Consider the following 22296-nt stretch of genomic DNA (forward strand, 5'->3'; position numbering starts at 1 on the left):
GGCAGTTTACATATAAAACCATTTTATGTTGAAAATTAACAGATTAAAATATATTTCCGGATCTTTTTTAATTCTTTTTCTGGTGGCTTGCTCAACCAAAAGGAATTCTTTTGTAAACAGGAACTGGCATGCTGTAAATACAGAATATAACACGTTATACAACGGGGATATTGCATTAGAGGCAGGAATAAACGAACTCAAAACAGGCTATAAGGATAATTTTTGGGAAATATTGCCTGTAGAAAGAATGCAGGTCGCCGAAGAAGCCATGTTGCCCGGGCAAAAAGGGAAAAACCAAAATTTTGACCGTGCGGAAACCAAAGCGACCAAGGCCATCCAAAAACATTCCATGAACATTGAAGGGAAGGAAAAAAACATGCAGATGGACGAAGCGCACCTACTGTTGGGAAAATCCAGGTATTATGACCAGCGGTTCATTCCTGCGTTAGAAGCCTTCAATTACATTTTGTATAAATATTCCGATTCGGATAAAATTTATGAGGCGAAAGTATGGCGGGAAAAAACCAACCTTAGATTGGAAAACGATGCTTTGGCCATTAAAAACCTAAAAAAACTTATTAAGAACAAAGACCTCAAACCACAGGTTTTTGCCGATGCGAATGCCACCTTGTCCCAGGCCTATATTAATTTGGAACAGCAGGACAGCGCCATCGCACCTCTGAAAATGGCATTAGGCGCCACAAAGTTTAAAGAAGAAAGAGCAAGGTATCATTTTATTCTGGGGCAACTCTACGAAAAAGCCAATTACAAAGACAGTGCGTATGCTGAATTCCAGCAAATCATCGATATGAAGCGCAAATCACCAAGGCATTATGTGATCCGCGCCCATGCCCAACAAGCTCAGCTGATAGATCCGACAACCGACACCGTGGCTTTCCTTGAAAAATACGCCAAGCTCTTAAAAGACCGTGAAAACAGGCCATACCTGGATGTGCTGAATTACCAGGTAGCATCTTTTTACGATAAACTCAATCAAAAAGAACAAGCTGTAAAATTCTATAACAAATCGTTACGATCCCCTTCTGAAGACGCATATCTTCAGGCCACGACCTATAAAAACCTGGCGACAATCTATTTTGACAAAGCAAAATACCTTACCGCGGGGCAATATTATGACAGTACACTGACCAAATTGGTTAAAAAAGACCGCGAATATTTCGCAATTGTAAAAAAACGCGAGAACTTGGTAGACGTTATCCGTTATGAAGGAATAGTGCAGCATAATGACAGTATCTTGAAACTGGTAGCCCTTTCAGACAATGACAAAAAGGCCTACTTTGACGATTATATTTTAAAACTCAAAGCAAAGGATGAAGCCAAAAGAGTTTTGGAAGAAAAACAAAAAGAAGCCGCCGAAAAAGCAAATGCAGGCATTAAGGATATTGAAGTGGCACCCGGAAAAGCAAAAGCAATCGTAACCAACCAATTGCCAAAACTAACTTCCGACGATCCTAAAAACGGAGGTGCTTTTTATTTTTACACCCCTGCGACGGTAGCCTACGGAAAAATCGAGTTCCAAAAAAGATGGGGCAAACGCGCCCTAAAAGACAATTGGCGCTGGTCCGTGCAATCGGAAGATATTAAAGACAACAATGATCAGCCGCTGGCGGAGCAGGGCATCAAAAAAGATTCTGCTGCCGTTTCCGAAAAATACAACACGGAATTTTATGTAAAACAACTCCCAACATCACAAGTTGTAATTGACAGTTTGGCCAAAGAAAGGAATTTTGCCAATTACCAATTAGGGGTTATTTACAAAGAAAAATTCAAAGAAAACAAACTGGCGGTAAACAAGTTTGAAACAGTACTGAAAAGCACTCCGGAAGAAAGATTGATTTTGCCATCAATGTATAACTTGTACAAACTTTATGAAATATCGGATAAAGCGAAAGCCGAAGCGATTAAAAGCCAGATCATCAGCAATTACCCAAATACAAGGTATGCCCAGATCTTGAGCGGTACCCTTTCGGAAGAAAATATCATAACCCAAACGCCGGATGAGGTTTACAAAGGATTATACAAACAATTTGGCAACCAGGAATATGCAGCCGTTTTGGCAACTATTGAAAAAAGCCTGACGCAATTTGCCGGAGACGACCTGATCCCAAAATATGAATTATTGAAAGCAAGCGCGATAGGCAAGCTCAAAGGTGTTGAGGAATATAAGAAAGCGGTAAATTATGTGGCCCTGACATATCCAAACAGCAAAGAAGGCAAACAGGCGGAAGATATCCTTAGGATGAGTGTGCCCGGTTTGGAAAAAATGGCCTTAAAACAGGACAGCCTGGCCAAAAACTGGAAAATCATTTACAAAGCCGGCAAGCGCGATGATGTGGAGACTACAAAACTAATGGAGAAATTAAACAAATACATTGCTGAAAAACAATTTGATAAATTCTCGGTTTCCTATGATGTCTATTCGGAGAATGAAAATTTCATAGTGCTGCATGGGGTTTCTTCCAAAGAGTTTTCGAAATACCTGATCGATGCTTTGAAAGAAGCCAAGGATTACAAGATTACAACCCCGGCAAATGTTATTTCCAGCGGGAATTATGCGGTTATACAAGTCAAGAAAAATTACAACGAATTTCTGGAACTTAAATAAAAGGGAATGTTTGAAAAAAGCACAAAATCATATACTGACCTGCTAGGTAAAACGAATAGGATTGTGGAAGGCACCAGCATTAAAGGGGATATAGATTCCCTGGCCGATTTTAGGTTGGATGGCCATCTGGTGGGGAACTTTTCTTCCAAAGGCAAGCTTGTCATCGGGCCGGCCGGAAGCGTTACCGGAGATATTTCATGCAAAAATGTAGATGTGGAAGGAACGGTAAACGGGAAGATCGTCGTTCAGGAAATCTTAAATGTAAAATCAAAGGCAAGCATCCACGGGGAAGTGACCTGCGGGAAACTTTCGGTTGAACCCGGAGCAGATTTCAGTGCGACATGTATCATGAAAACCGTTTCAAAACCATTGCTGCCGCCACCATCACATGGAGAACAATAATCAGCAAAAGAAGAACTACAACAAATGGCTGTCGCTCATCAACATCCCTATCCAGATGGGAGCAATTATTTTTGTGTTTTATAAAATCGGTTTTTGGCTGGACGGAAAATACCCCAGCGAAAAAGTATATTACTACAAATTATTAACGATACTGGGTGTTTTTATAGCACTGTACAATGTATACCGCCAGGTAAACGAAATTGGCAAAAATTCCTGAAAATGAAGAAAGAAGGTTTGAAATTGATAGGCAAACTCACTATGGTTATTGCCTTATTATACGGTATGCACAGGGTTTTCTTTTCTGTTTTTGAGTTGGATACAACGCAGTTCAAATACTCACTTTTACAACTATACTTGTTTTTTGGTCTTTTTTCCATAGTGATAATTGCGCTTCTTTTGGTGATAAGGCAAAAAAACCTGGACATAGTGGGCAATACATTTTTATTGGCCACCACCATAAAAATGGTAGCCTGTTATCTTGTTGCAAGGCCTATCCTTACAAACATAACACAAGGAAACCCGCTTGAAAAATGGAATTTCTTCTTTCTTTTTATGCTTTTCCTTTTGTTGGAAACGGTAGCTACAATTGTGATATTAAATAAAAAGGGAAATTAGTTTTTGACGAATTTTGACTGGAAAGCCCTTCCTTCGGAAAACGCCTTCACGATATACATTCCTGAAGCAAAGCCCTCGGTATTGATTTCTGAGGTATTGCCTTTTCTATCAAAAACAGTTTTTCCATAAATATCAACAATTATTAGTCTTTCTAGAAGTATATTTTCCGTTAAACGGATAGTAATAAAAGACGTTGCCGGATTAGGAAAAACACTGATTTTAGCCATATAATTTTCATCAGCGTCCAATGTTGGGCAGCCAATGGCAACCGGGATGTTTTTTGCAGCATTTGTCCCGTCTCCAAGCTGGCCATAAAGATTCGCTCCCCAAGCCCATAAGGTTCCGTCGTTTTTAATCGAAAGGGTATGGGAAACTCTCGAAGTCACCGATTGCCAGTCTGTAAAATTCCCGAAAACCTGCACCGGATTGTTTCGTTGCGTATTGGTGTTATCGCCCAACTGCCCTGAAGCATTACTGCCCCATGCCCATAAAGTCCCGTCTGTTTTCCGGACGATGCTATGCTGGGTGCCTTTGGCCATACTGGTGCAATTGGAAATCACCGAGATATTGGTCGGAGAAGGCCTGTCTGTCGTGGTTCCGTCTCCTAACTGCCCGTTTGAGTTAGCGCCCCACATCCATAAAGTCCCGTCGTTTTTAGAAGCAGCACTATGCCCGTTTCCTGCGCTTACCGCATTCCAGTCGTTGTCAGTGCCTATTTTGACAGGTGTATTTGCATTTGTGGTAGTACCATCACCTAATTGTCCGGTATTATTCCTTCCCCAGGCGTATAATTCCCCGGTGGTTTTGATAGCTAAAGTATGGGTAGATCCTCCGGCCAGCGACTGCCAATTCGTGTCCGTTCCTATTTTTGTAGGGACATCTTTATTGACAACAGTCCCGTCTCCTAATTGCCCATAGGTATTTTCACCCCATGCCCAAAGGGTTCCGTCGGTTTTGAGAGCCAGTGTGTATTCATCACCCGCAGCAATATAGAGCCAATCCGTATCAGTTCCGATCTGGATGGGTACATTAGAATTTACAAGTGTACCATTTCCGAGCTGTCCAGCTAAATTTCTTCCCCAGGTCCATAACGTGCCATTGTTTTTTAATGCCACACAATGCGAATTTCCTGACGAAACGCTTTGCCAGTTCGTATCGGTGCTTATTTCAATAGGAAGGTTTGAGTTTGTAGCTGTACCATTTCCGAGCTGTCCCACATTGTTTCTTCCCCATGCCCATAAAGTACCGCCTGTCCTGATCCCAATCGTATGCGCACCGCCTGCTGAGACAGATTGCCAGCATTGTGCCGTGAGATTTATCGTAAATAAAGGAATAAATAAAAGGAGTAGTTTTTTTCTCATATAGTTTAATTTGTTCCCGAATATTTCAACGAATGTATAAAAAAAATATTTGTTAACAATTTTTTAAACAAAGAATATGCGAAAAGCCTTGTATTTAGATTAAATTTTAAAAAATTCAACCTGCAAAAAAACAGTTTGTTAATAACTTTTACAAGACGGTTTAAGGGGTAAAAAACACACGTTAAGAAAAAAATAAATTATATGGTTTTAAATATTAATAAAAAATGTACCTTTGCGCCAAATTTACAAACGTAGAATTATAGTTTTTATATATGGTAATTTCAACGCGAACCCTTAGATTTACAATTGCAGTATTTATTGCAGGTCTTCCTTTATTTAGTTTTGCAAATCCGGTTTCAGATACTACAAAAGTACAAACTGAAGTATCTCATGCTGTGGCTGATACCACTCACGCAGTGGCTGAGGCTTCCCATGAAGCACATGCAGAACCTACAGATGCCAAATCTAAAATCAAGGCGTTTATCAACCACCACCTTCTGGACTCTCATGATTTTGTGTTTTCCGCAAATGAAGAGACAGGGGAACACTATGGTTTCTCTTTACCAATCATCCTTTGGGATGGCGGATTGCAGGTTTTCTCTTCTTCAAAATTCAACCACGGGGAATCCGTAGCGGAAAACAACGGGAACTATTATGTCCTGCACCATGAAAAAATATACAAAACAGATGCTGCCGGTACTTTAAAAGAAGGACACGGTGGGCACCCTGAAAACGTAAAGCCGCTTGACCTTTCCATCACAAAGAGTGTGGTAGGTATTTTGGGAATTGCCCTTTTGATGTTTTTACTTTTCACAAGCCTAGGGAAATCGTTCGCTAAAAACGGAGGGATTTCAAAAGGGCCGGGAAGGATCTTCGAACCGTTGGTTTTATTTGTACGTGACGAAATTGCCATTCCAAACATTGGTGAGAAAAAATACAAGAAGTACATGAGTTACCTGTTAACGATATTCTTCTTCATCTTATTCCTAAACATATTAGGGTTAACGCCACTAGGATTCAACATTACAGGAAATATCGCCATCACAGCTTCTTTGGCAATCTTAACCTATTTGATTACCACGCTTACCGCTAATAAAAATTACTGGGGGCACATTTTCTGGATGCCGGGTGTACCAACACCGATGAAATTTATTTTGGCTCCGATTGAATTATTGGGTACGTTCATTAAGCCATTTTCATTAATGATTCGTTTGTATGCTAATATTTTAGCAGGCCACGTGGTTTTAATGAGTATTATTGCATTGATGTTCATATTCAAAAGCTGGATAGGAAGTACCTTATCTTTCGGATTGGCATTTGCATTATCATTGCTTGAAATATTGGTTGCCTTTTTACAGGCGTATATTTTCACTATGTTATCTGCCCTTTATTTTGGTATGGGTAATGAAGAGCATCACCACGACGAGGCTCATCATTAAGAATAAAAATGGTTTTTGGCCCAGGCCGGATACCTTAAAAAAGAATGTTTAATTTTTAATATATATATTATGCAAATTCCAACTATTGTAGGAGCAGGTTTAATCGTAATCGGAGCTGGTTTAGGTATTGGTAGAATTGGTGGTTCAGCAATGGACGCTATCGCTCGTCAGCCAGAAGCTTCAGGAAAAATTCAAACTGCAATGCTTATCGCAGCTGCACTTATTGAAGGTATTGGTTTCGCAGCGTTATTCGCAGCGTAATTAAAATTCAAAGACAATAGTTGCAACGGTTGGTTGTAACTATTGTTTTATTAATTATTAAAAAAAGATTTTATATACTATGGAAAAGTTAATCAATGATTTTTCGTTCGGATTGTTTATTTGGCAGGTTGTAATATTTGTCGGATTGATCTTTTTATTGAAAAAATTCGCATGGAAACCTATTCTTGATGCGGTAAATGACAGAGAGGAAGGAATTAAGAATGCATTGCTTTCTGCTGAAAACGCAAAAAAAGAAATGCAGAACCTGCAAGCGAGCAACGAGCGTATTTTGCAAGAAGCGCGTTTAGAGCGTGACACGTTGCTTAAAGAAGCCAGAGAAATCAAGGAAAAAATGATTGCTGATGCAAAAGAAGAAGCGCAAACTCAAGGATTGAGAATGATTGAGCAAGCTAAAGCTTCTATCGAAAGTGAGAAAAACGCTGCTATGGCAGAATTAAAATCTCATGTATCATCATTGTCATTGGATATTGCAGAAAAATTATTAAAAGACGAATTATCTAACAAAGATGCCCAAATGAAATTGGTGGAGAAAATGTTAGGTGACGTAAAATTAAACTAATCCCGTATCATGTCAAGTACAAGAGCAGCAATTCGCTATGCGAAAGCAATTTTAGACATGGCGACCTCCAAAAGCGCAGCTAATGAGGTGAGCCAGGACATGACTTTGATTGCAACTACTATTAAAGGGAATGCGGAATTGGATACTTTTATCCAGAACCCAACCATTAAAGTTGAAGTTAAGGAAAGTGCCTTATTGGAAGTTTTCGCTTCTGTAAATAATGTCACTAAAGGGTTATTTCATTTGTTGTTGGAAAACAAAAGATTCGAGATACTCGAGCCGATTGCCATTGAATACAATAAACTGTTTGATCAGGCCAATGGGATCGAAGTTGCAAAAGTAACGACAGCCATTGCGATCACTCCGGAATTGGAAGCTAAGGTTATGGCTAAGATCAATGAGTTTTCAAACAAAAAAGTGACGATAGAAAACATAGTAGACCCTTCTATCATTGGAGGATTTATTTTAAGAATAGGCGACAAACAGTACAATGCTTCTGTTGCCAATAGATTGCAAGTTTTAAAAAGAGAATTAAGTAATTAGTTATTTATATAATTATGGCGGAAATTAAACCTGCTGAAATATCAGCAATATTAAAAAAGCAATTATCAGGTTTTGAATCTGGTGCTACGCTAGAAGAAGTAGGAACGATACTTCAAGTTGGAGATGGTATTGCGCGTGTTTACGGGCTTTCAAATGTTCAATACGGTGAGTTGGTAGAATTTGATAACGGTATGGAAGGTATCGTATTGAATCTTGAGGAAGACAATGTGGGTGTGGTACTTTTAGGGCCATCTACAGGTTTGAAAGAAGGTTCTACTGCTAAAAGAACACAACGTATTGCCTCTCTTAAAGTTGGAGAACAAATGGTTGGGCGTGTAGTAAACACACTTGGTTTTCCAATTGATGGAAAAGGGCCAATCGGTGGAGACTTATACGAAATGCCTTTAGAGCGTAAAGCACCTGGAGTTATTTTCCGTCAGCCAGTTACTGAGCCATTGCAAACAGGTATCAAAGCAGTTGATGCGATGATCCCGGTAGGTCGTGGGCAACGTGAGTTGGTTATTGGTGACCGTCAGACTGGTAAATCAACAGTTTGTTTGGATACCATCCTAAATCAAAAAGAATTTTTCGATGCTGGAAAACCGGTATTTTGTATTTATGTAGCTATCGGGCAAAAAGCCTCTACAGTAGCGGCAATTGCAAAAACATTGGAAGAAAAAGGCGCTATGGCATATACGGTTATCGTTGCTGCTAATGCTTCTGATCCAGCTCCTATGCAAGTATACGCACCATTCGCAGGTGCAGCAATCGGAGAATATTTCCGTGATACGGGTCGTCCTGCATTAATCGTGTATGATGATTTGTCAAAACAAGCGGTGGCTTACCGTGAGGTATCTCTTTTATTAAGAAGACCACCGGGACGTGAGGCTTACCCTGGAGACGTTTTCTACCTTCACTCAAGATTATTGGAAAGAGCTGCAAAAGTAATTGCAGATGATGATATCGCTAAAAACATGAACGACTTGCCGGATTCTTTACGTCCGATCGTTAAAGGTGGCGGTTCATTGACTGCATTGCCAATTATCGAAACACAAGCGGGTGACGTATCTGCGTATATCCCAACAAACGTAATTTCGATTACTGACGGACAAATTTTCTTGGAGTCTGATTTATTCAACTCAGGAGTTCGCCCGGCGATCAACGTAGGTATTTCGGTATCACGTGTTGGAGGTAATGCACAGATCAAATCCATGAAAAAAGTGTCTGGTACCTTAAAATTAGACCAGGCTCAATTCCGTGAATTGGAAGCTTTCGCGAAATTCGGATCTGATTTGGATGCTGTTACTTTAAACGTAATCGAAAAAGGTAAAAGAAACGTTGAGATCTTAAAGCAAGGTTTGAACTCTCCTTTTACAGTAGAAGACCAGGTAGCAATTATTTATGCTGGTTCTAAAAACTTATTGAGAAACGTTCCTGTTGATAAAGTAAAAGAATTCGAGAAAGATTTCTTGGAATTCCTGAACAACAAACACAGAGATACGCTTGATGCTTTAAAAGCTGGTAAATTAGATGACAACATTACTGATGTTATCGAAAAAGTAGCGAAAGAAGTTTCAGCAAAATATAATTAATTAGCAAATTAGCGGGCTAGCGGATGGCAACATTCGCTAATTCCGCCAATAGGCATATTTTCTAAAGTAGAAAAAAATGGCAAATTTAAAGGAAATCCGTAATAGAATTACTTCCGTTTCATCTACGATGCAAATCACATCGGCAATGAAAATGGTTTCTGCTGCAAAGCTGAAAAAAGCACAGGATGCAATTACAGCTATGCGCCCTTATGCCGAAAAATTAACGGAATTATTACAAAACCTTTCATCAACCCTTGAAGGTGAAGTGGGCGGAAGCTTTACGACACAAAGAGAAGTTAAAAAAGTATTGGTTGTGGTAATTACCTCAAACAGAGGTCTAGCCGGTGCGTTTAATTCGAATGCCATCAAAGAGGTTAAGAACATTACCGATAAGTATGCAGGAGTACAGGTGGATGTTTTTGCTATTGGTAAAAAAGGAAACGATGCTTTAAAGAAAACGCATACTGTAATTGACAATCAAAGTTCGGTTTTTGACAACCTGACTTTTGACAATGTAGCTGCTATTGCTGAAGATTTGACCCAAAAATTTATTTCAGGGGAATACGACAGAATCGAAATAGTTTACAACCAATTTAAAAATGCGGCGACCCAAGTTGTTAAAGCAGAACAATTCTTACCGTTGGCACCGATAAAATCAGATGCCACAGCTAAAACAGCTACAACCGGCGACTATATTTTTGAACCATCGAAAGAAGAAATCGTGTTGACTTTGATCCCGAAATCATTGAAAACACAATTGTACAAATCCATCAGGGATTCTTTTGCTTCCGAGCACGGAGCGCGTATGACAGCCATGCATAAAGCAACTGACAACGCAACCGAATTGAGAAACCAATTGAAATTAACGTACAACAAAGCGCGTCAGGCAGCAATTACCAATGAAATCTTGGAGATTGTTGGTGGAGCAGAAGCATTGAAAGGATAATCACTTATTTATTCAAGATATTGAAGAGCTGGCATTTTTGTCAGCTCTTTTTTTGTTAATTTTATACAACATTTAAGAAACCGTTGCATTGGAAATCAAAGAACTTGTTACCGTCGAGGAAATGCTGGCCCAAATACAGGTCATGAAACATTTGTATCCGAAACTGACCTTGGCGAAATACCAATTATACCTTCAGGATATGGTACCGCACAATTACAAGCAAGTAGCCATTTTTGAAAAGGAGGTTTGTGTGGGTATTTCCGGCTATTGGACCGGTACGAAATTATGGTGCGGAAAGTATATCGAACTGGATAATTTTATTGTTTCACCCGACCATAGGTCAAAAGGGATCGGAAAAATCATCACCGATTATATTAATGATAAAGCCGAAGAAATAGGCTGTACCAATATTGTTTTGGATGCTTTTACGACCAATTTTGCGGCTCACCGGTTTTATTACAATCAGGGTTATGGTCCCAAAGGCTTTCATTTTGTGAAAATTTTAAATGAAGAAGGACTGACATAAACAGTAAAATATACTTTGTTTTTATAAAAGATGTATTTTTATCTTTTTATTTTTAATAATAGTAACTTTTTACTATTTAGTACGTATAACAGAAGTAAACCACTAAAATAAAACAAATGGCCATGCAAAGTTTTAATTGGAAGAGTCTTTTTGTGAATGAAGAGCAAAACGATGCTGCAAAAACAGAAAATCAAAATCCGGTTACTTTTTCCAAAACCGAAAACAAGTTCCCCGAAACATCCACTACGAATATTTTGACGGAGACCAATAACAATCCATTTCTTAACGAAATAATCGAAGTATACCAAAAGGGTTTTGACGGGCTTAACAATGAAGGTTTTGACTTTTTCGAACTGTACAAATCAGTATATGCGGTTGGAGTGACCAATCCCCAAAGTTATCAGATGGCCTTTGCCATGGGGAAAACGATAAAATCAGATTTATCCAAAGATTTCCTTCTTGAAAAGTCAAAGTTCTATATAGTTGAAATCGAAAAGGTGTATGCCAAATATGATGCAACGGGAAATTCTAAAAACAAAGAGTTAAACAATACCATTACATCCCAAAAGCAAAACCTGTCCAAAGAGATTACAGACCTGGAGAGCCAAATAGCAAAACTCCAGATAGAATTGGAAAAGAAAAAAGCGGATTTGGCCAGGATCGATTTGGATAATAAGGAAATGTTTGCCGAAATCCAGCTCAAAATCGAAGCCAACAATATTGCAAAGCAAAGAATTTTAGAATCAATCAATACTGTTATTACAGGAATCAATCAATATTTATAAAATGAATAAATTCGAACAGGAAAAAAGCACGTTACTGGAACTGCCGATATTAAAACACTTTGACGAATCAAAAGGGGAAATAGCACTAAAAACGGATGTCTTAAAAAAAGGGGAGAAATCATTATTCTGGGCATTGGCTTTAGGCTTGTTGGGAATAGGCGGCTACCTGGTTTGGACTTATATCATCCCACCATTATTCACCATGCTTGGCCAGGCTATTGCCTTATCGGCAACAGGGGTTTTCCTGGTTTTCCTGGTTATGATGTTTCCTGTAATTATGAAAGGACTTCGTTTTGCCACAAAAAACATCCATAAGGCACTCATCCAAAGCAATCCATTTAACGAATTGGACGAGCAAAAGCAGAAAATGATCAAAAACCGGGAAGTTTTCAAAAACACTAAAGCAAAGCTTAAAGGGCTGAAAAACGAAATGGAAATTGAAGCGGCCAAATCTGAAAAAGAAGCAAAATCATTCCAGGAGGATGTCCTGAGTTTGCAACGCCAATCGGAAAGATTAAAATCTGCCATGGATGAAATGGTCAAAATCAATGGTGTAGGAGCAAAAGATACAGACGAATATGTGGCATTGCAAAGTGAACTCGCTAAAAAACTAAGTGATTCCCAAAGAATTTCAAACCAATACGAGCAAAGCAAAAGCTTCATCCAAAAATATGGAGTCAGAGCTAATGTTTTGGGGAAAATGGACAGGAAACTAACATTGGCCGGAACTGCCATCGATATTAAAATTGCCGATTTTGATGCCACGGTGACCATGTTAAGGAAAGAATATGAGTTTGCCAGAAACGCAAAGGCAGCGACCGAAAGTGCCAAAAGCGCCATGATGTTTACCAAAGACTGGGAATTGGAATATGCCTTGGAAGTAGTGACATCAACCATCGCCCAGGATATTGCCAGAACATCTGAAAACCTAATTGATATTGATTCCCTGACCTCTCAATATTCAGTAGATAACGATGAGTTGTACACACGCCTGGATTCTTTGGCCGATCAAATCAAGACAGGGGAAAACACCATTCCGGATTCGACCAAATACTCCAGTCCAAATTACAAGATGTCTAAAGAAGACAAACAATCCAGTGGTGGTTTCGGAGATATATTTTAACAAAAACAAATTAATTTTTATATAAATGGGAAAAATTTTAAGAACAGCAAAATTAACAACACTATCTGAATTGCTTATTGTCATTGCAGGAGTTGGGGGGATTTTAGGAGCGATTTATTTCATTTCTCCGGGAATTAAAACAGCTGTTTCCAAACAATTGACAGGAATTGAATTAAACAATACAGATGTAAATAATGTAACTAATGCAGAAAAAATCGCACTTCCTTCCAAAGAAGTTTCTGCTGCAGTAAGCGATAAACCACTGGTAAGAATTGCAGGTTACGCCTGGAATGCCCAATCAGGGATTATTGTTTCCAATGGTGGGCCAAAAACGACCAAAGGATCTTTAATGGAAAAAAACGGTGTCAATCTTGAAATCATCCGTCAGGACTGGTTGTCGGAACTCCGTAACATGCAAATGAAATTTATTGAGGAATTTGACGGAGGCGCTGCTTTCCCAACTTCCGATAAAAGTGCTTTTGCCGTAATGATCATGGGTGACGGAGCGCCGTTTTATATCAGCTCTGTGCAAAAAGCGTTAAATGAGAAATACGGTAATGACAAATACCATTTACAGGTTCTTGGAGCTGTAGGTATGAGTTATGGCGAAGACAAACTAATTGGGCCGCCAAGCTGGAAATCAGATCCGAAATCAATGAAAGGAAGCGTTATTTCTGCAGTATTGGGAGATGGTGACTGGGTAACTACGGTAAACTATTGCTTTGCGAACGGTCTTAAAGTGAATCCTGACCCGGCAACGTATGATGCTGACGCGGTAAATATCTATCCTTCTGAAAATGATGATTACATCAAATCAGCGGAAGAATTGATCAAATCACAAACGACAGGCTGGACAGTTTCGTTAAAAGAAGTAAGCAACGGAAAACTGACCGGGAAAACGGTAAGCCGTAAAATAGACGGTTGCGCTACCTGGACACCTGGTGACAAACTGGTTTTCGACAAATTATCAGGATTTGTAGACATCGTTTCCACGAAAGAATTCAACAACCAGATGCCAACGGTTTTAATCGGGGTTAAAGAATGGGCTGCGAAAAACCCTGAAATTGTTTCCAACATCCTCAAATCAGCATTGACGGCATCCAACCAAATGAAAAATTACGAAGATTGGAAAGTAAGGGCTTCCGAAGCAATTGCCGATACCTATAAAATGGAAACACCGGAATACTGGTACAAAATGTTCAAAGGACAGCAAGGGACCAAAAACGGATTGACCTATAATATGGGAGGTTCCAAAGTATTCAATTATGCTGACGGAATGCAATATTTCGGTATGACCGATGGTGTAAACAGATACAAATCGGTGTACAACCAGGTGTCGGGTTACCTGACCGAACTGAATCCGTTTGGATTTAATGAAAATGTTGGAAAAGTAGTGCCTTACGAAGAAGCGGTAAATTTATTTTACCTGAAAAACATCAATGACATCGAGTCTACTTCAGCGGACAAGGCAGATTATACCGTACAGGCTACTGAAATTATGGCATCGGGCGAATGGAAAATCAATTTCAATTCCGGTAGTGCGGCCATCCAAAACAATTCCTCGAAAGATCTGGAGAAAATATACAACCTCTTGATCCAGGCAGAAAATTCCAAACTGACCATTGTAGGACATACGGACAATGTTGGAAACAGCGACGCTAACCTGCAACTGTCCAAAAACAGAGCACAGGCTATTGTCAACTACTTAAAAAACAAAGGAATCCCTGAAAACAGGTTCCAAATGATTGACGGAAAAGGTTCAAACGAACCGGTTGCCGACAATAACTCAGAATCTGGAAAAGCTAAAAACAGACGTGTTGTAATCACATTCTTGAAATAATAATTTAAAAGCACAAAGGCTATCAATTATTTGGTAGCCTTTTTATATTATGATGAAATTTTTAACACCTTTCGAAAGCATATCCAAATCCAAAAAAACAATGATCCTTTTGGGCTGGGTTGCGCTGTTGCTGCTTTTTTGGTTTGTAGGAACCTCAAGCGTAAAGCATCTTTTTCCTTCTCCGCAACAAGTGCTGCAGGGATTTGGTGATTTGTACAATGAAGGTTTGGTCGTGCATATTTTCAATTCATTGCAGCTGTGTTTCCTCTCCATTTTTATGGCAGTCGTGATTTCCATGCTATTCGCCTATACCTGGCCAATCCCATTATTGAAGCCTGTTTCGGAATTTGTGACCAAATTCAGGTTTTTGCCTTTTACCGGACTGTCATTCTATATCACATTGGTAGTCCATGAAGCCAGGAACATGCAAATCTGGATTATGGTAATATTCCTGACGACTTTCTTAACCACATCATTAATAGCTATTATTAAAGATATTCCCCAAGAAGAGTTCGATCATGCCAAAACACTCAAATGCAGCCGTTTCGAAATACTATGGCAGGTAATCATTTTAGGCAGGATCGATTATGTAATTGATGTCATCCGTCAAAACCTGGCCATTACCTGGATGATGCTCGTAACGGTTGAATCGATTGTTGTGGCTTCCGGCGGTTTGGGATTCCTAATCAAGAATTCGGATAAATTCATGAACCACGGAAGAATCATTGCCTTGCAGATTATCATCCTGCTCATCGGGCTTACCTTGGACTGGGCTATTAATTTCCTTCGAAAAGCGGTTTTCAGATACTCAAAAATATAATTCATGACCTATCAATTTAAAGAAACATTATTATACGTAGAAAACCTAAGCGTAGCTTATGATGATACTGTAATAATCAAGGATATCAGTTTAACTGAAAAAGATGTTGTACGGACTGCCAAAGAAAATACGGGCCAGATTATTGCTTTTGTAGGAAGGTCGGGAAGGGGGAAATCTACTTTTTTCAAGGCCCTGACCGGATTGGTCCAACCCAATACCGGAAAAATCCTGATCAAGGATTTTGCAAGCCAGGAAGCAAATGCGGCAAAACCTGTTAAGGAAGGCGATATTGGTTTTGTAGACCAGAAATATACTTTGTTCAGGCATAAAACGGTGTACCAGACATTAAAATTTGCCTTGCGGAAAACCACTATTTCCGAAACGGAGAAAGAAGCAAAAATAAAGGAATACACCAACAAATGGGGATTGGACAAATGTATCGACAAATATCCGAATGAACTCTCCGGAGGACAAAGACAGCGTACAGCCATTATAGAACAATTGTTTTCATCGGATAAATTTATTGTGATGGATGAGCCTTTTTCAGGATTGGATGTCGGGAATATCGAAGAAGTAAAAAAATCATTCGATCTTTTAAGCGATATGTCCGAATTCAATACGGTCCTTTTTTCCACACATGATATAGAACTGGCTATCGAACTGGCCCAGGTAATCTATGTCATCGGTTATCCGACAATCAATGGCGAAAAGAAAAATTACGGGACAATTGTAGCAAAATATGACTTGCGGGAAATGGAACTGGCCTGGAAAGACCACTGCGAAGACCATATAAAACTGTACAAGGAAATAACGCATCAAATGATGATTTCATAAAACAATGCCATTGAAAAAACGGAATCCCATAACCATCCTTGAAGATTCTTTCCTGTCAATAAAAGAATATATTGAAGGGGAAATGAATAATGAAAAGACTTTTTTCGATCAGGCTTTTGTGCAGCAATTGAAAAAGGAAACCCTTTTGCTGATCCAGTTATGCGAACTCCTGAACCAGGATGAAAAGTTTGTCAAAACCATAAACGATTGGGTAAACCCAAACCGGGCCAATAGTTTTTTGTTTAAGGCAGAACATTTTTTCCTTTCCGACATCGTTTCCATTTGCGAAAGGAAAACATTAGGGGAAAACGAAAAGTCGCGGTTTGTGTATGCGTATTATTATGATGCCTTGCGCAACCGGCATTTTGCCGATGAAAAAGCCATCAGCACACTCAACAAATTAGTGGCTTCAACAGAATTCCATGAAAACCTCAAGAACATCAAAAAACAATCTGTCATTGTCCCGGCAAACAGCCAACAGACCAATTTTTTGATTCCGGCGTTATCAGAAACGGCTCACGCCAGGCTTTCAGAAATGAAAATGCATTTCGAGAGATTCCTGCAGTTTTCATATTCTTTGGATGCAGCCAGCCAAAATATTGTCAAAGCGATATCTGAAGAAAACAAAACCTTGCATCAATCCGTAAACAGCCAGGTAAGCTATCCGCCGGAGGATGACACCCTGGAGAAAGTATTGGAAGAACTCCACGGGCTGGTTGGGCTGGAAGCCGTAAAAAAAGACATATCGGAACTGATAAACCTTTTGGAAATCCAGAAAAAGCGTTCGGCAGAAGGATTGAAAAACATAGAAATCGCATTGCATACTGTTTTTTTGGGGCCACCCGGAACAGGGAAAACATCAGTAGCGAGATTGCTCAGCAGGATATTCAAGCACCTTGGGTTTCTCTCCAAAGGACAAATGTACGAAACCGACAGGGAAGGAATGGTGGCAGGTTTTGTAGGGCAAACAGCCACTAAAGTAGACAAAGCCGTCCAGGAAAGCCTTGGCGGGGTTTTGTTTATCGATGAAGCCTATTCGCTTACCCAAAACAATCTTGGGAATGATTATGGAGCCGAAGCGGTAAACACGATGCTGAAAAGGATGGAAGATCACAGGGACGATCTGGCTGTTGTTGTGGCGGGTTACACCGAACCCATGAAATTTTTCGTCGAAACCAATCCCGGCCTGCGCTCAAGATTCAGCAGGTATTTCATCTTCGAGCATTTCAAACCTTCGGAATTGTTCCTGATTTTCGAGACATTTTGCAAAAAATCAGATTTTATTTTGACCGAAGAAGCAAAGGAAAAACTGCATGACACCTTCGAATTGCTGTATTCCAAAAAAGACGAAGGATTTGGTAATGCCCGGGTTATCCGGAACCTTTTTGAAAAATGCGTGCAAAACCAAGCCAATAGGATTGTCAAGTTAACCAAAATCAATCAGGAAATATTGAAAACCATTTGCGAAGAGGACATCCCTGAACCAAAAGAAACGCAGGAACAGGTTTATTTTGCCGTAAATAATCCATCCGAATAAAAACTGGAATAACAGAAATACCTATTTTTGCGTAGCAACAAAACCAAAATCATTTTGAGTTTATATAAAAATCTTTTCAAGCAAACACTCATCTACGGTTTGGCAACAGTCTTGCCACGAATGATAAGTTTCCTACTCAATCCGTTATACGTTCATGTATTGCCAAAAGGGGAATTTGGGGAAGTTTCCATTGTTTTCGCCTGGCTTGTGTTCTTTAATGTGATCCTGTCCTACGGAATGGAAACCGCTTTTTTCAGGTTTTACAATATCGAAACCGATAAGAAAGATGTTATTTCGACTTCTACCATTTCCATTTTCTGGACTTCCATCGGGTTTTTGTTTGGTTCGCTTTTGTTCCGTGAAACCATTTCCGGCTGGCTTGGGATCAAGACACAATATGTATCCTACACCATTTGGATTTTAGTGCTTGACGCATTGGTTATTATTCCTTTTTCAAAAATACGTGCCGAGAAAAGGCCCATGCGCTATGCTGTTATTAAAATAGGCAACGTCGGGGTTAATTTATTATGCAATGTTTTCTTTTTGCTGGTATTGCCTAAAATCGGAAGCGACAACCCGCTGAGTACGATTTACTTTGAAAACTTTGAAGTGGGCTACATTTTCGTTTCAAACTTAATTGCCAGCCTTCTGACTTTTATAGTGCTTTCGCCGAATTATTTTAAAATACACTGGCATTTCAACCAGGAACTCTGGAAAAGGATGATGCGGTATTCCTTGCCTATCCTGGTCGCCGGGATAGCGTTTGCCATTAACGAACATTTCGATAAAATCCTCCTGGAATGGTGCGGTGTCAGCAAATCGGACATCGGAGCCTATTCCGCCTGTTATAAGTTAGGGCTGTTCATGGTCCTTTTCAGGACGGCCTATACACTGGGGATCGAGCCTTTTTTCTTCAGCCATGCGGACAAAGAAAATGCGCAGCAAACCTATGCCACCGTCACCAAATATTTTGTGATCTTCGGTTCGTTTATCACTTTATTCGTTATCGTTTTTGCCGATGTGCTCAAAATATTCCTGGTCCCGAACCCTACCTATTGGGAAGCCATGAAAGTTGTCCCGCTCATTGTCCTGGCCAATTTTTTCCTGGGGATTTACACCAATCTCTCGGTGTGGTACAAACTCATCGATAAAACTAAAATCGGGGCTTACATTTCCATTGTGGGTGCAGTGGTCACTTTGGCACTCAATGTGCTGCTCATCAAACCCTTGAGTTATTACGGTTCTGCCATTGCGACCATTTTCGCGTATGGGAGCATGATGTTCATTTCCTTCTACCTCGGTCAAAAAAAGTACCCGATACCTTATGATATCAACAGGATTATGCGTTATTTGGGGATTTCGGTGTTGCTTTCCGGGCTTTCGTTTTATGTTCCGGTATTCCGCGAAAGCTATATTTTCGGGATATTTGCCATTGTCTTCTTCGGATACTATATTTACCGCAACGAAAAAGAAACATTCCAACGGATTTTAAAACGAAATTAATATTTTTGAGGAGCTATTTCCTGCTGTCCGCTATATCTTTTCTCCCGTTCTTACAAACGGGACAAAAGGATGCCGCTGCCATCAGGGCTAAAAAAACAAAAAATGACAATAAAAATTATCAATACATCAGGGCATCCATTACCAAGTTATGAAACTATGGCTTCAGCCGGCATGGACCTTCGCGCGAATATTTCAGAACCTATTACCTTACAACCTTTGGGGCGTGCGTTGGTAAAAACAGGGCTTTTCATAGAGCTGCCTATCGGTTACGAAGCACAGGTAAGGCCCAGGAGCGGCCTGGCTTTCAAGAAAGGGATTACCGTCTTGAACTCGCCCGGGACAGTCGATGCCGATTATCGTGGCGAAATTGGCGTAATTTTAGTAAATTTATCCAATGAAGCATTTGTCATCGAAAACGGCGAGCGCATCGCCCAATTAATCATAGCCAAACACGAACGTGCCCAATGGCAGGAAGTAGACGGACTTTCTGAAACTTCCCGCGGTGAAGGCGGTTTTGGCAGCACAGGTGTAAAATAAGATACAACATCAGGAGTGAGGGAAATAATGTGTTTTCCTCTTTAAAAAAATAAATACAACATGAAGATAATAGTACCAATGGCAGGCCGTGGCTCACGCTTACGCCCACACACGTTAACCATTCCAAAACCGTTAATCCCTATAGCCGGAAAACCGATCGTACACCGTTTGGTCGAAGATATCGCAGGGGTCATCAACCAGGAAATCGATGAAATCGCTTTTATCATCCATAAGGATTTCGGTAAAAAAGTAGAAGAGGATTTAATTGCCATTGCTGAAAAACTAGGTTCCAAAGGCACCATTTATTATCAAAACGAGGCTTTGGGGACGGCACATGCCATTATGTGTGCCAAAGAAAGTATGACCGGGCCAATCGTTGTTGCCTATGCCGACACACTTTTCCGGGCCGATTTTACGTTAGATACTACAGCGGACAGTGTGATTTGGGTTAAACAAGTGGAAGATCCAAGTGCTTTTGGCGTAGTACAGCTCAACGAAAGCAACCAGATTGTGGATTTTGTCGAAAAACCAAAAGAATTCGTATCCGATTTGGCAATCATCGGGATTTATTATTTTAAATCCGGGGAAAGCTTGCGCGAAGAACTCCAATACCTTTTGGATAACAATATTGTCAAAGGCGGCGAATACCAATTAACGGACGGATTGGAAAACATGAAACAAAAAGGCATGAAATTTGTGCCTGGTAAAGTAGAGGAATGGATGGACTGCGGCAACAAAAATGTAACCGTTGAGACCAATTCCAGGATGCTGGGCTTTTTGCACCAGGACGGTGTAAATTTGGTTTCCGAACATGTAAAGCTGGAAAACGCAACGATAATCCCACCGTGTTTTATTGCTGACGATGTTATTTTGATCAATGCTACCGTAGGCCCGAACGTTTCGTTGGGAAGAGGGACACATATAATTGACAGTACGATTAAAAACAGCTTGGTGCAAACGCATGCGCACATCAAAAATGCGCATTTGGACAATGCCATGATTGGGAACCATGCCACGTTCGATGGTAATTTCACCCAGATCAGTATAGGGGATTATTCGGTTTTAGAATAAAGGTGATGATAGGAAAAGTGTCAAAAATAAAAGGATATGCAATAGGAATGTTTTTCATTTCCACGGCACTTTTGGCACAAACCCAACCGGAAGATGTCGCTTTGGTTTCGGATGATTTCCAGGAATCGTATTACGAATCCCTGATGCAAAAAGGGATGGAAAATTACGACAAAGCAATTGTTTCATTAGAAAAATGCCTGAAAATCCAACCCGAAAACCCGGTGGTTTATCATGAACTGGGCAAGAATTATTTCTTTCAGAAGGATTATCCCAATGCCGAAAAAGCCTATATAAAAGCCACACAGCTAGATTCTAAAAACAAATGGTATCTTATCGATTTGTATGAGGTGTATTATGAGACCAAAAATTATAACGAAGCGCTCTTGGTCGTACAGAAAATAGTCCCATTTGACAAAAAATACAAAGAAGACCTGGTGTCGCTTTACATGTACACGCAACAGTTCGATAAGGCTTTGGTACTGATGAACGAACTCGATGAAACCGTCGGGAAAACCGAACTCAGGGACAATTACAGGCTTGAGATCAATTCGCAAACCAAAAACAACGTTTCAAATAAGGGCGAATTGGAAAAAGCGATAGAAAATTCGCCTAAAAACGAAGAAAACTATATCTCTCTGATTTATTTGTATACCGACAACAACCAGGAAGACAAAGCGTTCCAGGTAGCCCAAAAGCTGGAAAAAAATATCCCGGAATCAGAGTGGGCGCAGGTTTTCCTGTTCAAATACCATATCAATGAAAATGATGGCAACGGAGCGGCCAAATCTATCGAAAGGGTTTTCAACGGTTCAAAAATCGATAAGAAAATCAAATACCGGATGTACAATGAATTCCTGATCTTTGCTCTGAAAAACCCGGCTTTCGAATCGCAGCTCAACAAAGTGACGGCCTATTTTGAAAACGATCCCGAATTTGATGTCCACAAGGAAATAGGAAAGTTCTATTACAAAAAGAAAAGCTGGGATTTGGCGGTTAAAAACCTGGAAAAATCATTCAAAAACAAGAATACGGACCTGGAGACCAATATTTTCCTGTTAGCTTCTTACGAAGAAACCAATAATTATGAAGGGATTGTAAAAGTCGCCAGCGAACTAATCGATACCTTCCCCAACCAGCCGGAGTATTATTTTTTTGCAGGTAAAGCGGCCAGCCAGCTGAAAAATTTCAAAAAAGCAAATGAAATCCTAGAAACCGGCCTGGATTTTGTGGTAGAAAACAAAGAGCTGGAAATCGATTTCCTAAACTTGCTGGCGGAAGTTTCCACAGCACTCGGCAACGCCAAAAAAAGCAGTGAATACCTGGCAAAAGCCAATAACCTTAAAAGTAAAAAATAA

22 protein-coding genes are annotated in these 22296 nt (G+C 39.9%); 21 read left to right on the forward strand and 1 reads right to left on the reverse strand.

The window, feature by feature from the left end:
• Positions 1 to 25 precede the first annotated feature (25 nt).
• Genes porW through E4635_RS07085 form a run of 4 tightly spaced genes read left to right on the forward strand, consistent with a single transcriptional unit; the run spans position 26 to position 3643 of the window.
• Entirely contained in the window at positions 26 to 2626 is a 2601-nt protein-coding gene (gene porW / locus E4635_RS07070) for a type IX secretion system periplasmic lipoprotein PorW/SprE (protein ID WP_169630214.1), read from the forward strand.
• Positions 2627 to 2632: 6 nt separating this feature from the next.
• A complete protein-coding gene (locus tag E4635_RS07075) occupies positions 2633 to 3028 on the forward strand; it encodes a bactofilin family protein (protein ID WP_135525929.1) in 396 nt (131 codons plus the stop codon).
• Positions 3015 to 3245, forward strand: coding sequence for an AtpZ/AtpI family protein (locus E4635_RS07080; protein WP_135525930.1), 231 nt, complete (start codon positions 3015 to 3017; stop codon positions 3243 to 3245). Before E4635_RS07075 ends, E4635_RS07080 begins: the two co-directional genes overlap by 14 nt.
• Positions 3246 to 3247: 2 nt before the next feature.
• Positions 3248 to 3643, forward strand: coding sequence for a hypothetical protein (locus E4635_RS07085; RefSeq protein ID WP_135525931.1), 396 nt, complete (start codon positions 3248 to 3250; stop codon positions 3641 to 3643).
• Here the strand turns inward: E4635_RS07085 and E4635_RS07090 are convergent.
• Positions 3640 to 5004 (reverse strand): T9SS type A sorting domain-containing protein, encoded by a 1365-nt coding sequence (locus E4635_RS07090; protein WP_135525932.1) that lies wholly within the window; start codon positions 5002 to 5004, stop codon positions 3640 to 3642. The two genes, E4635_RS07085 and E4635_RS07090, sit on opposite strands and share 4 nt — an antisense overlap.
• A 272-nt stretch (positions 5005 to 5276) precedes the next feature.
• Between E4635_RS07090 and atpB the strand changes: the two genes are divergently transcribed.
• The 17 genes from atpB to E4635_RS07175 all read left to right on the forward strand — a co-directional run bounded on the left by atpB (position 5277) and on the right by E4635_RS07175 (position 22296).
• Positions 5277 to 6443 (forward strand): F0F1 ATP synthase subunit A, encoded by a 1167-nt coding sequence (gene atpB, locus E4635_RS07095; protein WP_135525933.1) that lies wholly within the window; start codon positions 5277 to 5279, stop codon positions 6441 to 6443.
• 69 nt (positions 6444 to 6512) lie between these two features.
• The gene (gene atpE, locus E4635_RS07100; protein WP_077374818.1) at positions 6513 to 6704 is read left to right on the forward strand and encodes an ATP synthase F0 subunit C; all 192 of its coding nucleotides are present in this window, start codon (positions 6513 to 6515) and stop codon (positions 6702 to 6704) included.
• A gap of 79 nt (positions 6705 to 6783) precedes the next feature.
• On the forward strand, positions 6784 to 7284 hold the full coding sequence (locus tag E4635_RS07105; protein WP_135525934.1) for a F0F1 ATP synthase subunit B: 501 nt from the start codon (positions 6784 to 6786) through the stop codon (positions 7282 to 7284).
• 9 nt (positions 7285 to 7293) lie between these two features.
• Complete coding sequence (gene atpH, locus E4635_RS07110) at positions 7294 to 7827, forward strand: ATP synthase F1 subunit delta (RefSeq protein ID WP_135525935.1); 534 nt, start codon at positions 7294 to 7296, stop codon at positions 7825 to 7827.
• 14 nt (positions 7828 to 7841) lie between these two features.
• Positions 7842 to 9419 (forward strand): F0F1 ATP synthase subunit alpha, encoded by a 1578-nt coding sequence (gene atpA / locus E4635_RS07115; RefSeq protein WP_135525936.1) that lies wholly within the window; start codon positions 7842 to 7844, stop codon positions 9417 to 9419.
• 76 nt (positions 9420 to 9495) lie between these two features.
• Entirely contained in the window at positions 9496 to 10365 is an 870-nt protein-coding gene (atpG, locus tag E4635_RS07120; RefSeq protein WP_135525937.1) for an ATP synthase F1 subunit gamma, read from the forward strand.
• Positions 10366 to 10453: 88 nt separating this feature from the next.
• The gene (locus E4635_RS07125; RefSeq protein ID WP_246020716.1) at positions 10454 to 10891 is read left to right on the forward strand and encodes a GNAT family N-acetyltransferase; all 438 of its coding nucleotides are present in this window, start codon (positions 10454 to 10456) and stop codon (positions 10889 to 10891) included.
• Between the two features lie 122 nt (positions 10892 to 11013).
• Entirely contained in the window at positions 11014 to 11676 is a 663-nt protein-coding gene (locus tag E4635_RS07130) for a hypothetical protein (RefSeq protein WP_135525938.1), read from the forward strand.
• Between the two features lies 1 nt (position 11677).
• Positions 11678 to 12799, forward strand: coding sequence for a hypothetical protein (locus tag E4635_RS07135; RefSeq protein WP_135525939.1), 1122 nt, complete (start codon positions 11678 to 11680; stop codon positions 12797 to 12799).
• Between the two features lie 25 nt (positions 12800 to 12824).
• Entirely contained in the window at positions 12825 to 14639 is a 1815-nt protein-coding gene (locus E4635_RS07140; protein ID WP_135525940.1) for an OmpA family protein, read from the forward strand.
• Positions 14640 to 14688: 49 nt separating this feature from the next.
• Complete coding sequence (locus tag E4635_RS07145; RefSeq protein WP_135525941.1) at positions 14689 to 15459, forward strand: ABC transporter permease; 771 nt, start codon at positions 14689 to 14691, stop codon at positions 15457 to 15459.
• Between the two features lie 3 nt (positions 15460 to 15462).
• Entirely contained in the window at positions 15463 to 16293 is an 831-nt protein-coding gene (locus E4635_RS07150) for an ATP-binding cassette domain-containing protein (protein WP_135525942.1), read from the forward strand.
• A 10-nt stretch (positions 16294 to 16303) separates the two neighbouring features.
• Positions 16304 to 17830, forward strand: a complete 1527-nt coding sequence (locus tag E4635_RS07155) for an AAA family ATPase (protein WP_211518741.1) — start codon at positions 16304 to 16306, stop codon at positions 17828 to 17830.
• A gap of 54 nt (positions 17831 to 17884) precedes the next feature.
• On the forward strand, positions 17885 to 19333 hold the full coding sequence (locus tag E4635_RS07160; protein WP_135525944.1) for a lipopolysaccharide biosynthesis protein: 1449 nt from the start codon (positions 17885 to 17887) through the stop codon (positions 19331 to 19333).
• A gap of 102 nt (positions 19334 to 19435) precedes the next feature.
• Positions 19436 to 19870, forward strand: a complete 435-nt coding sequence (gene dut / locus E4635_RS07165; protein WP_135525945.1) for a dUTP diphosphatase — start codon at positions 19436 to 19438, stop codon at positions 19868 to 19870.
• Between the two features lie 60 nt (positions 19871 to 19930).
• Positions 19931 to 20941, forward strand: a complete 1011-nt coding sequence (locus tag E4635_RS07170) for a sugar nucleotidyltransferase (RefSeq protein ID WP_135525946.1) — start codon at positions 19931 to 19933, stop codon at positions 20939 to 20941.
• Positions 20942 to 20988: 47 nt separating this feature from the next.
• Positions 20989 to 22296 (forward strand): tetratricopeptide repeat protein, encoded by a 1308-nt coding sequence (locus tag E4635_RS07175; protein WP_246020717.1) that lies wholly within the window; start codon positions 20989 to 20991, stop codon positions 22294 to 22296.

The organism is Flavobacterium humi, assembly GCF_004745595.1.
GTDB lineage: Bacteria > Bacteroidota > Bacteroidia > Flavobacteriales > Flavobacteriaceae > Flavobacterium > Flavobacterium humi.

Excerpts from the sequence above, each read along its gene's own strand:
- atpG (WP_135525937.1), top strand. The coding sequence starts at position 9,496 with ATGGCAAATTTAAAGGAAATCCGTAATAGAATTACTTCCGTTTCATCT.
- atpA (WP_135525936.1), top strand. The coding sequence starts at position 7,842 with ATGGCGGAAATTAAACCTGCTGAAATATCAGCAATATTAAAAAAGCAA.
- E4635_RS07170 (WP_135525946.1), top strand. The coding sequence starts at position 19,931 with ATGAAGATAATAGTACCAATGGCAGGCCGTGGCTCACGCTTACGCCCA.
- E4635_RS07150 (WP_135525942.1), top strand. The coding sequence starts at position 15,463 with ATGACCTATCAATTTAAAGAAACATTATTATACGTAGAAAACCTAAGC.
- E4635_RS07175 (WP_246020717.1), top strand. The coding sequence starts at position 20,989 with ATGTTTTTCATTTCCACGGCACTTTTGGCACAAACCCAACCGGAAGAT.
- E4635_RS07145 (WP_135525941.1), top strand. The coding sequence starts at position 14,689 with ATGATGAAATTTTTAACACCTTTCGAAAGCATATCCAAATCCAAAAAA.
- E4635_RS07130 (WP_135525938.1), top strand. The coding sequence starts at position 11,014 with ATGCAAAGTTTTAATTGGAAGAGTCTTTTTGTGAATGAAGAGCAAAAC.
- atpB (WP_135525933.1), top strand. The coding sequence starts at position 5,277 with ATGGTAATTTCAACGCGAACCCTTAGATTTACAATTGCAGTATTTATT.
- E4635_RS07075 (WP_135525929.1), top strand. The coding sequence starts at position 2,633 with ATGTTTGAAAAAAGCACAAAATCATATACTGACCTGCTAGGTAAAACG.
- porW (WP_169630214.1), top strand. The coding sequence starts at position 26 with ATGTTGAAAATTAACAGATTAAAATATATTTCCGGATCTTTTTTAATT.
- E4635_RS07085 (WP_135525931.1), top strand. The coding sequence starts at position 3,248 with ATGAAGAAAGAAGGTTTGAAATTGATAGGCAAACTCACTATGGTTATT.
- E4635_RS07135 (WP_135525939.1), top strand. The coding sequence starts at position 11,678 with ATGAATAAATTCGAACAGGAAAAAAGCACGTTACTGGAACTGCCGATA.
- E4635_RS07080 (WP_135525930.1), top strand. The coding sequence starts at position 3,015 with ATGGAGAACAATAATCAGCAAAAGAAGAACTACAACAAATGGCTGTCG.
- E4635_RS07105 (WP_135525934.1), top strand. The coding sequence starts at position 6,784 with ATGGAAAAGTTAATCAATGATTTTTCGTTCGGATTGTTTATTTGGCAG.
- atpE (WP_077374818.1), top strand. The coding sequence starts at position 6,513 with ATGCAAATTCCAACTATTGTAGGAGCAGGTTTAATCGTAATCGGAGCT.
- E4635_RS07090 (WP_135525932.1), bottom strand. The coding sequence starts at position 5,004 with ATGAGAAAAAAACTACTCCTTTTATTTATTCCTTTATTTACGATAAAT.
- E4635_RS07140 (WP_135525940.1), top strand. The coding sequence starts at position 12,825 with ATGGGAAAAATTTTAAGAACAGCAAAATTAACAACACTATCTGAATTG.
- atpH (WP_135525935.1), top strand. The coding sequence starts at position 7,294 with ATGTCAAGTACAAGAGCAGCAATTCGCTATGCGAAAGCAATTTTAGAC.
- dut (WP_135525945.1), top strand. The coding sequence starts at position 19,436 with ATGACAATAAAAATTATCAATACATCAGGGCATCCATTACCAAGTTAT.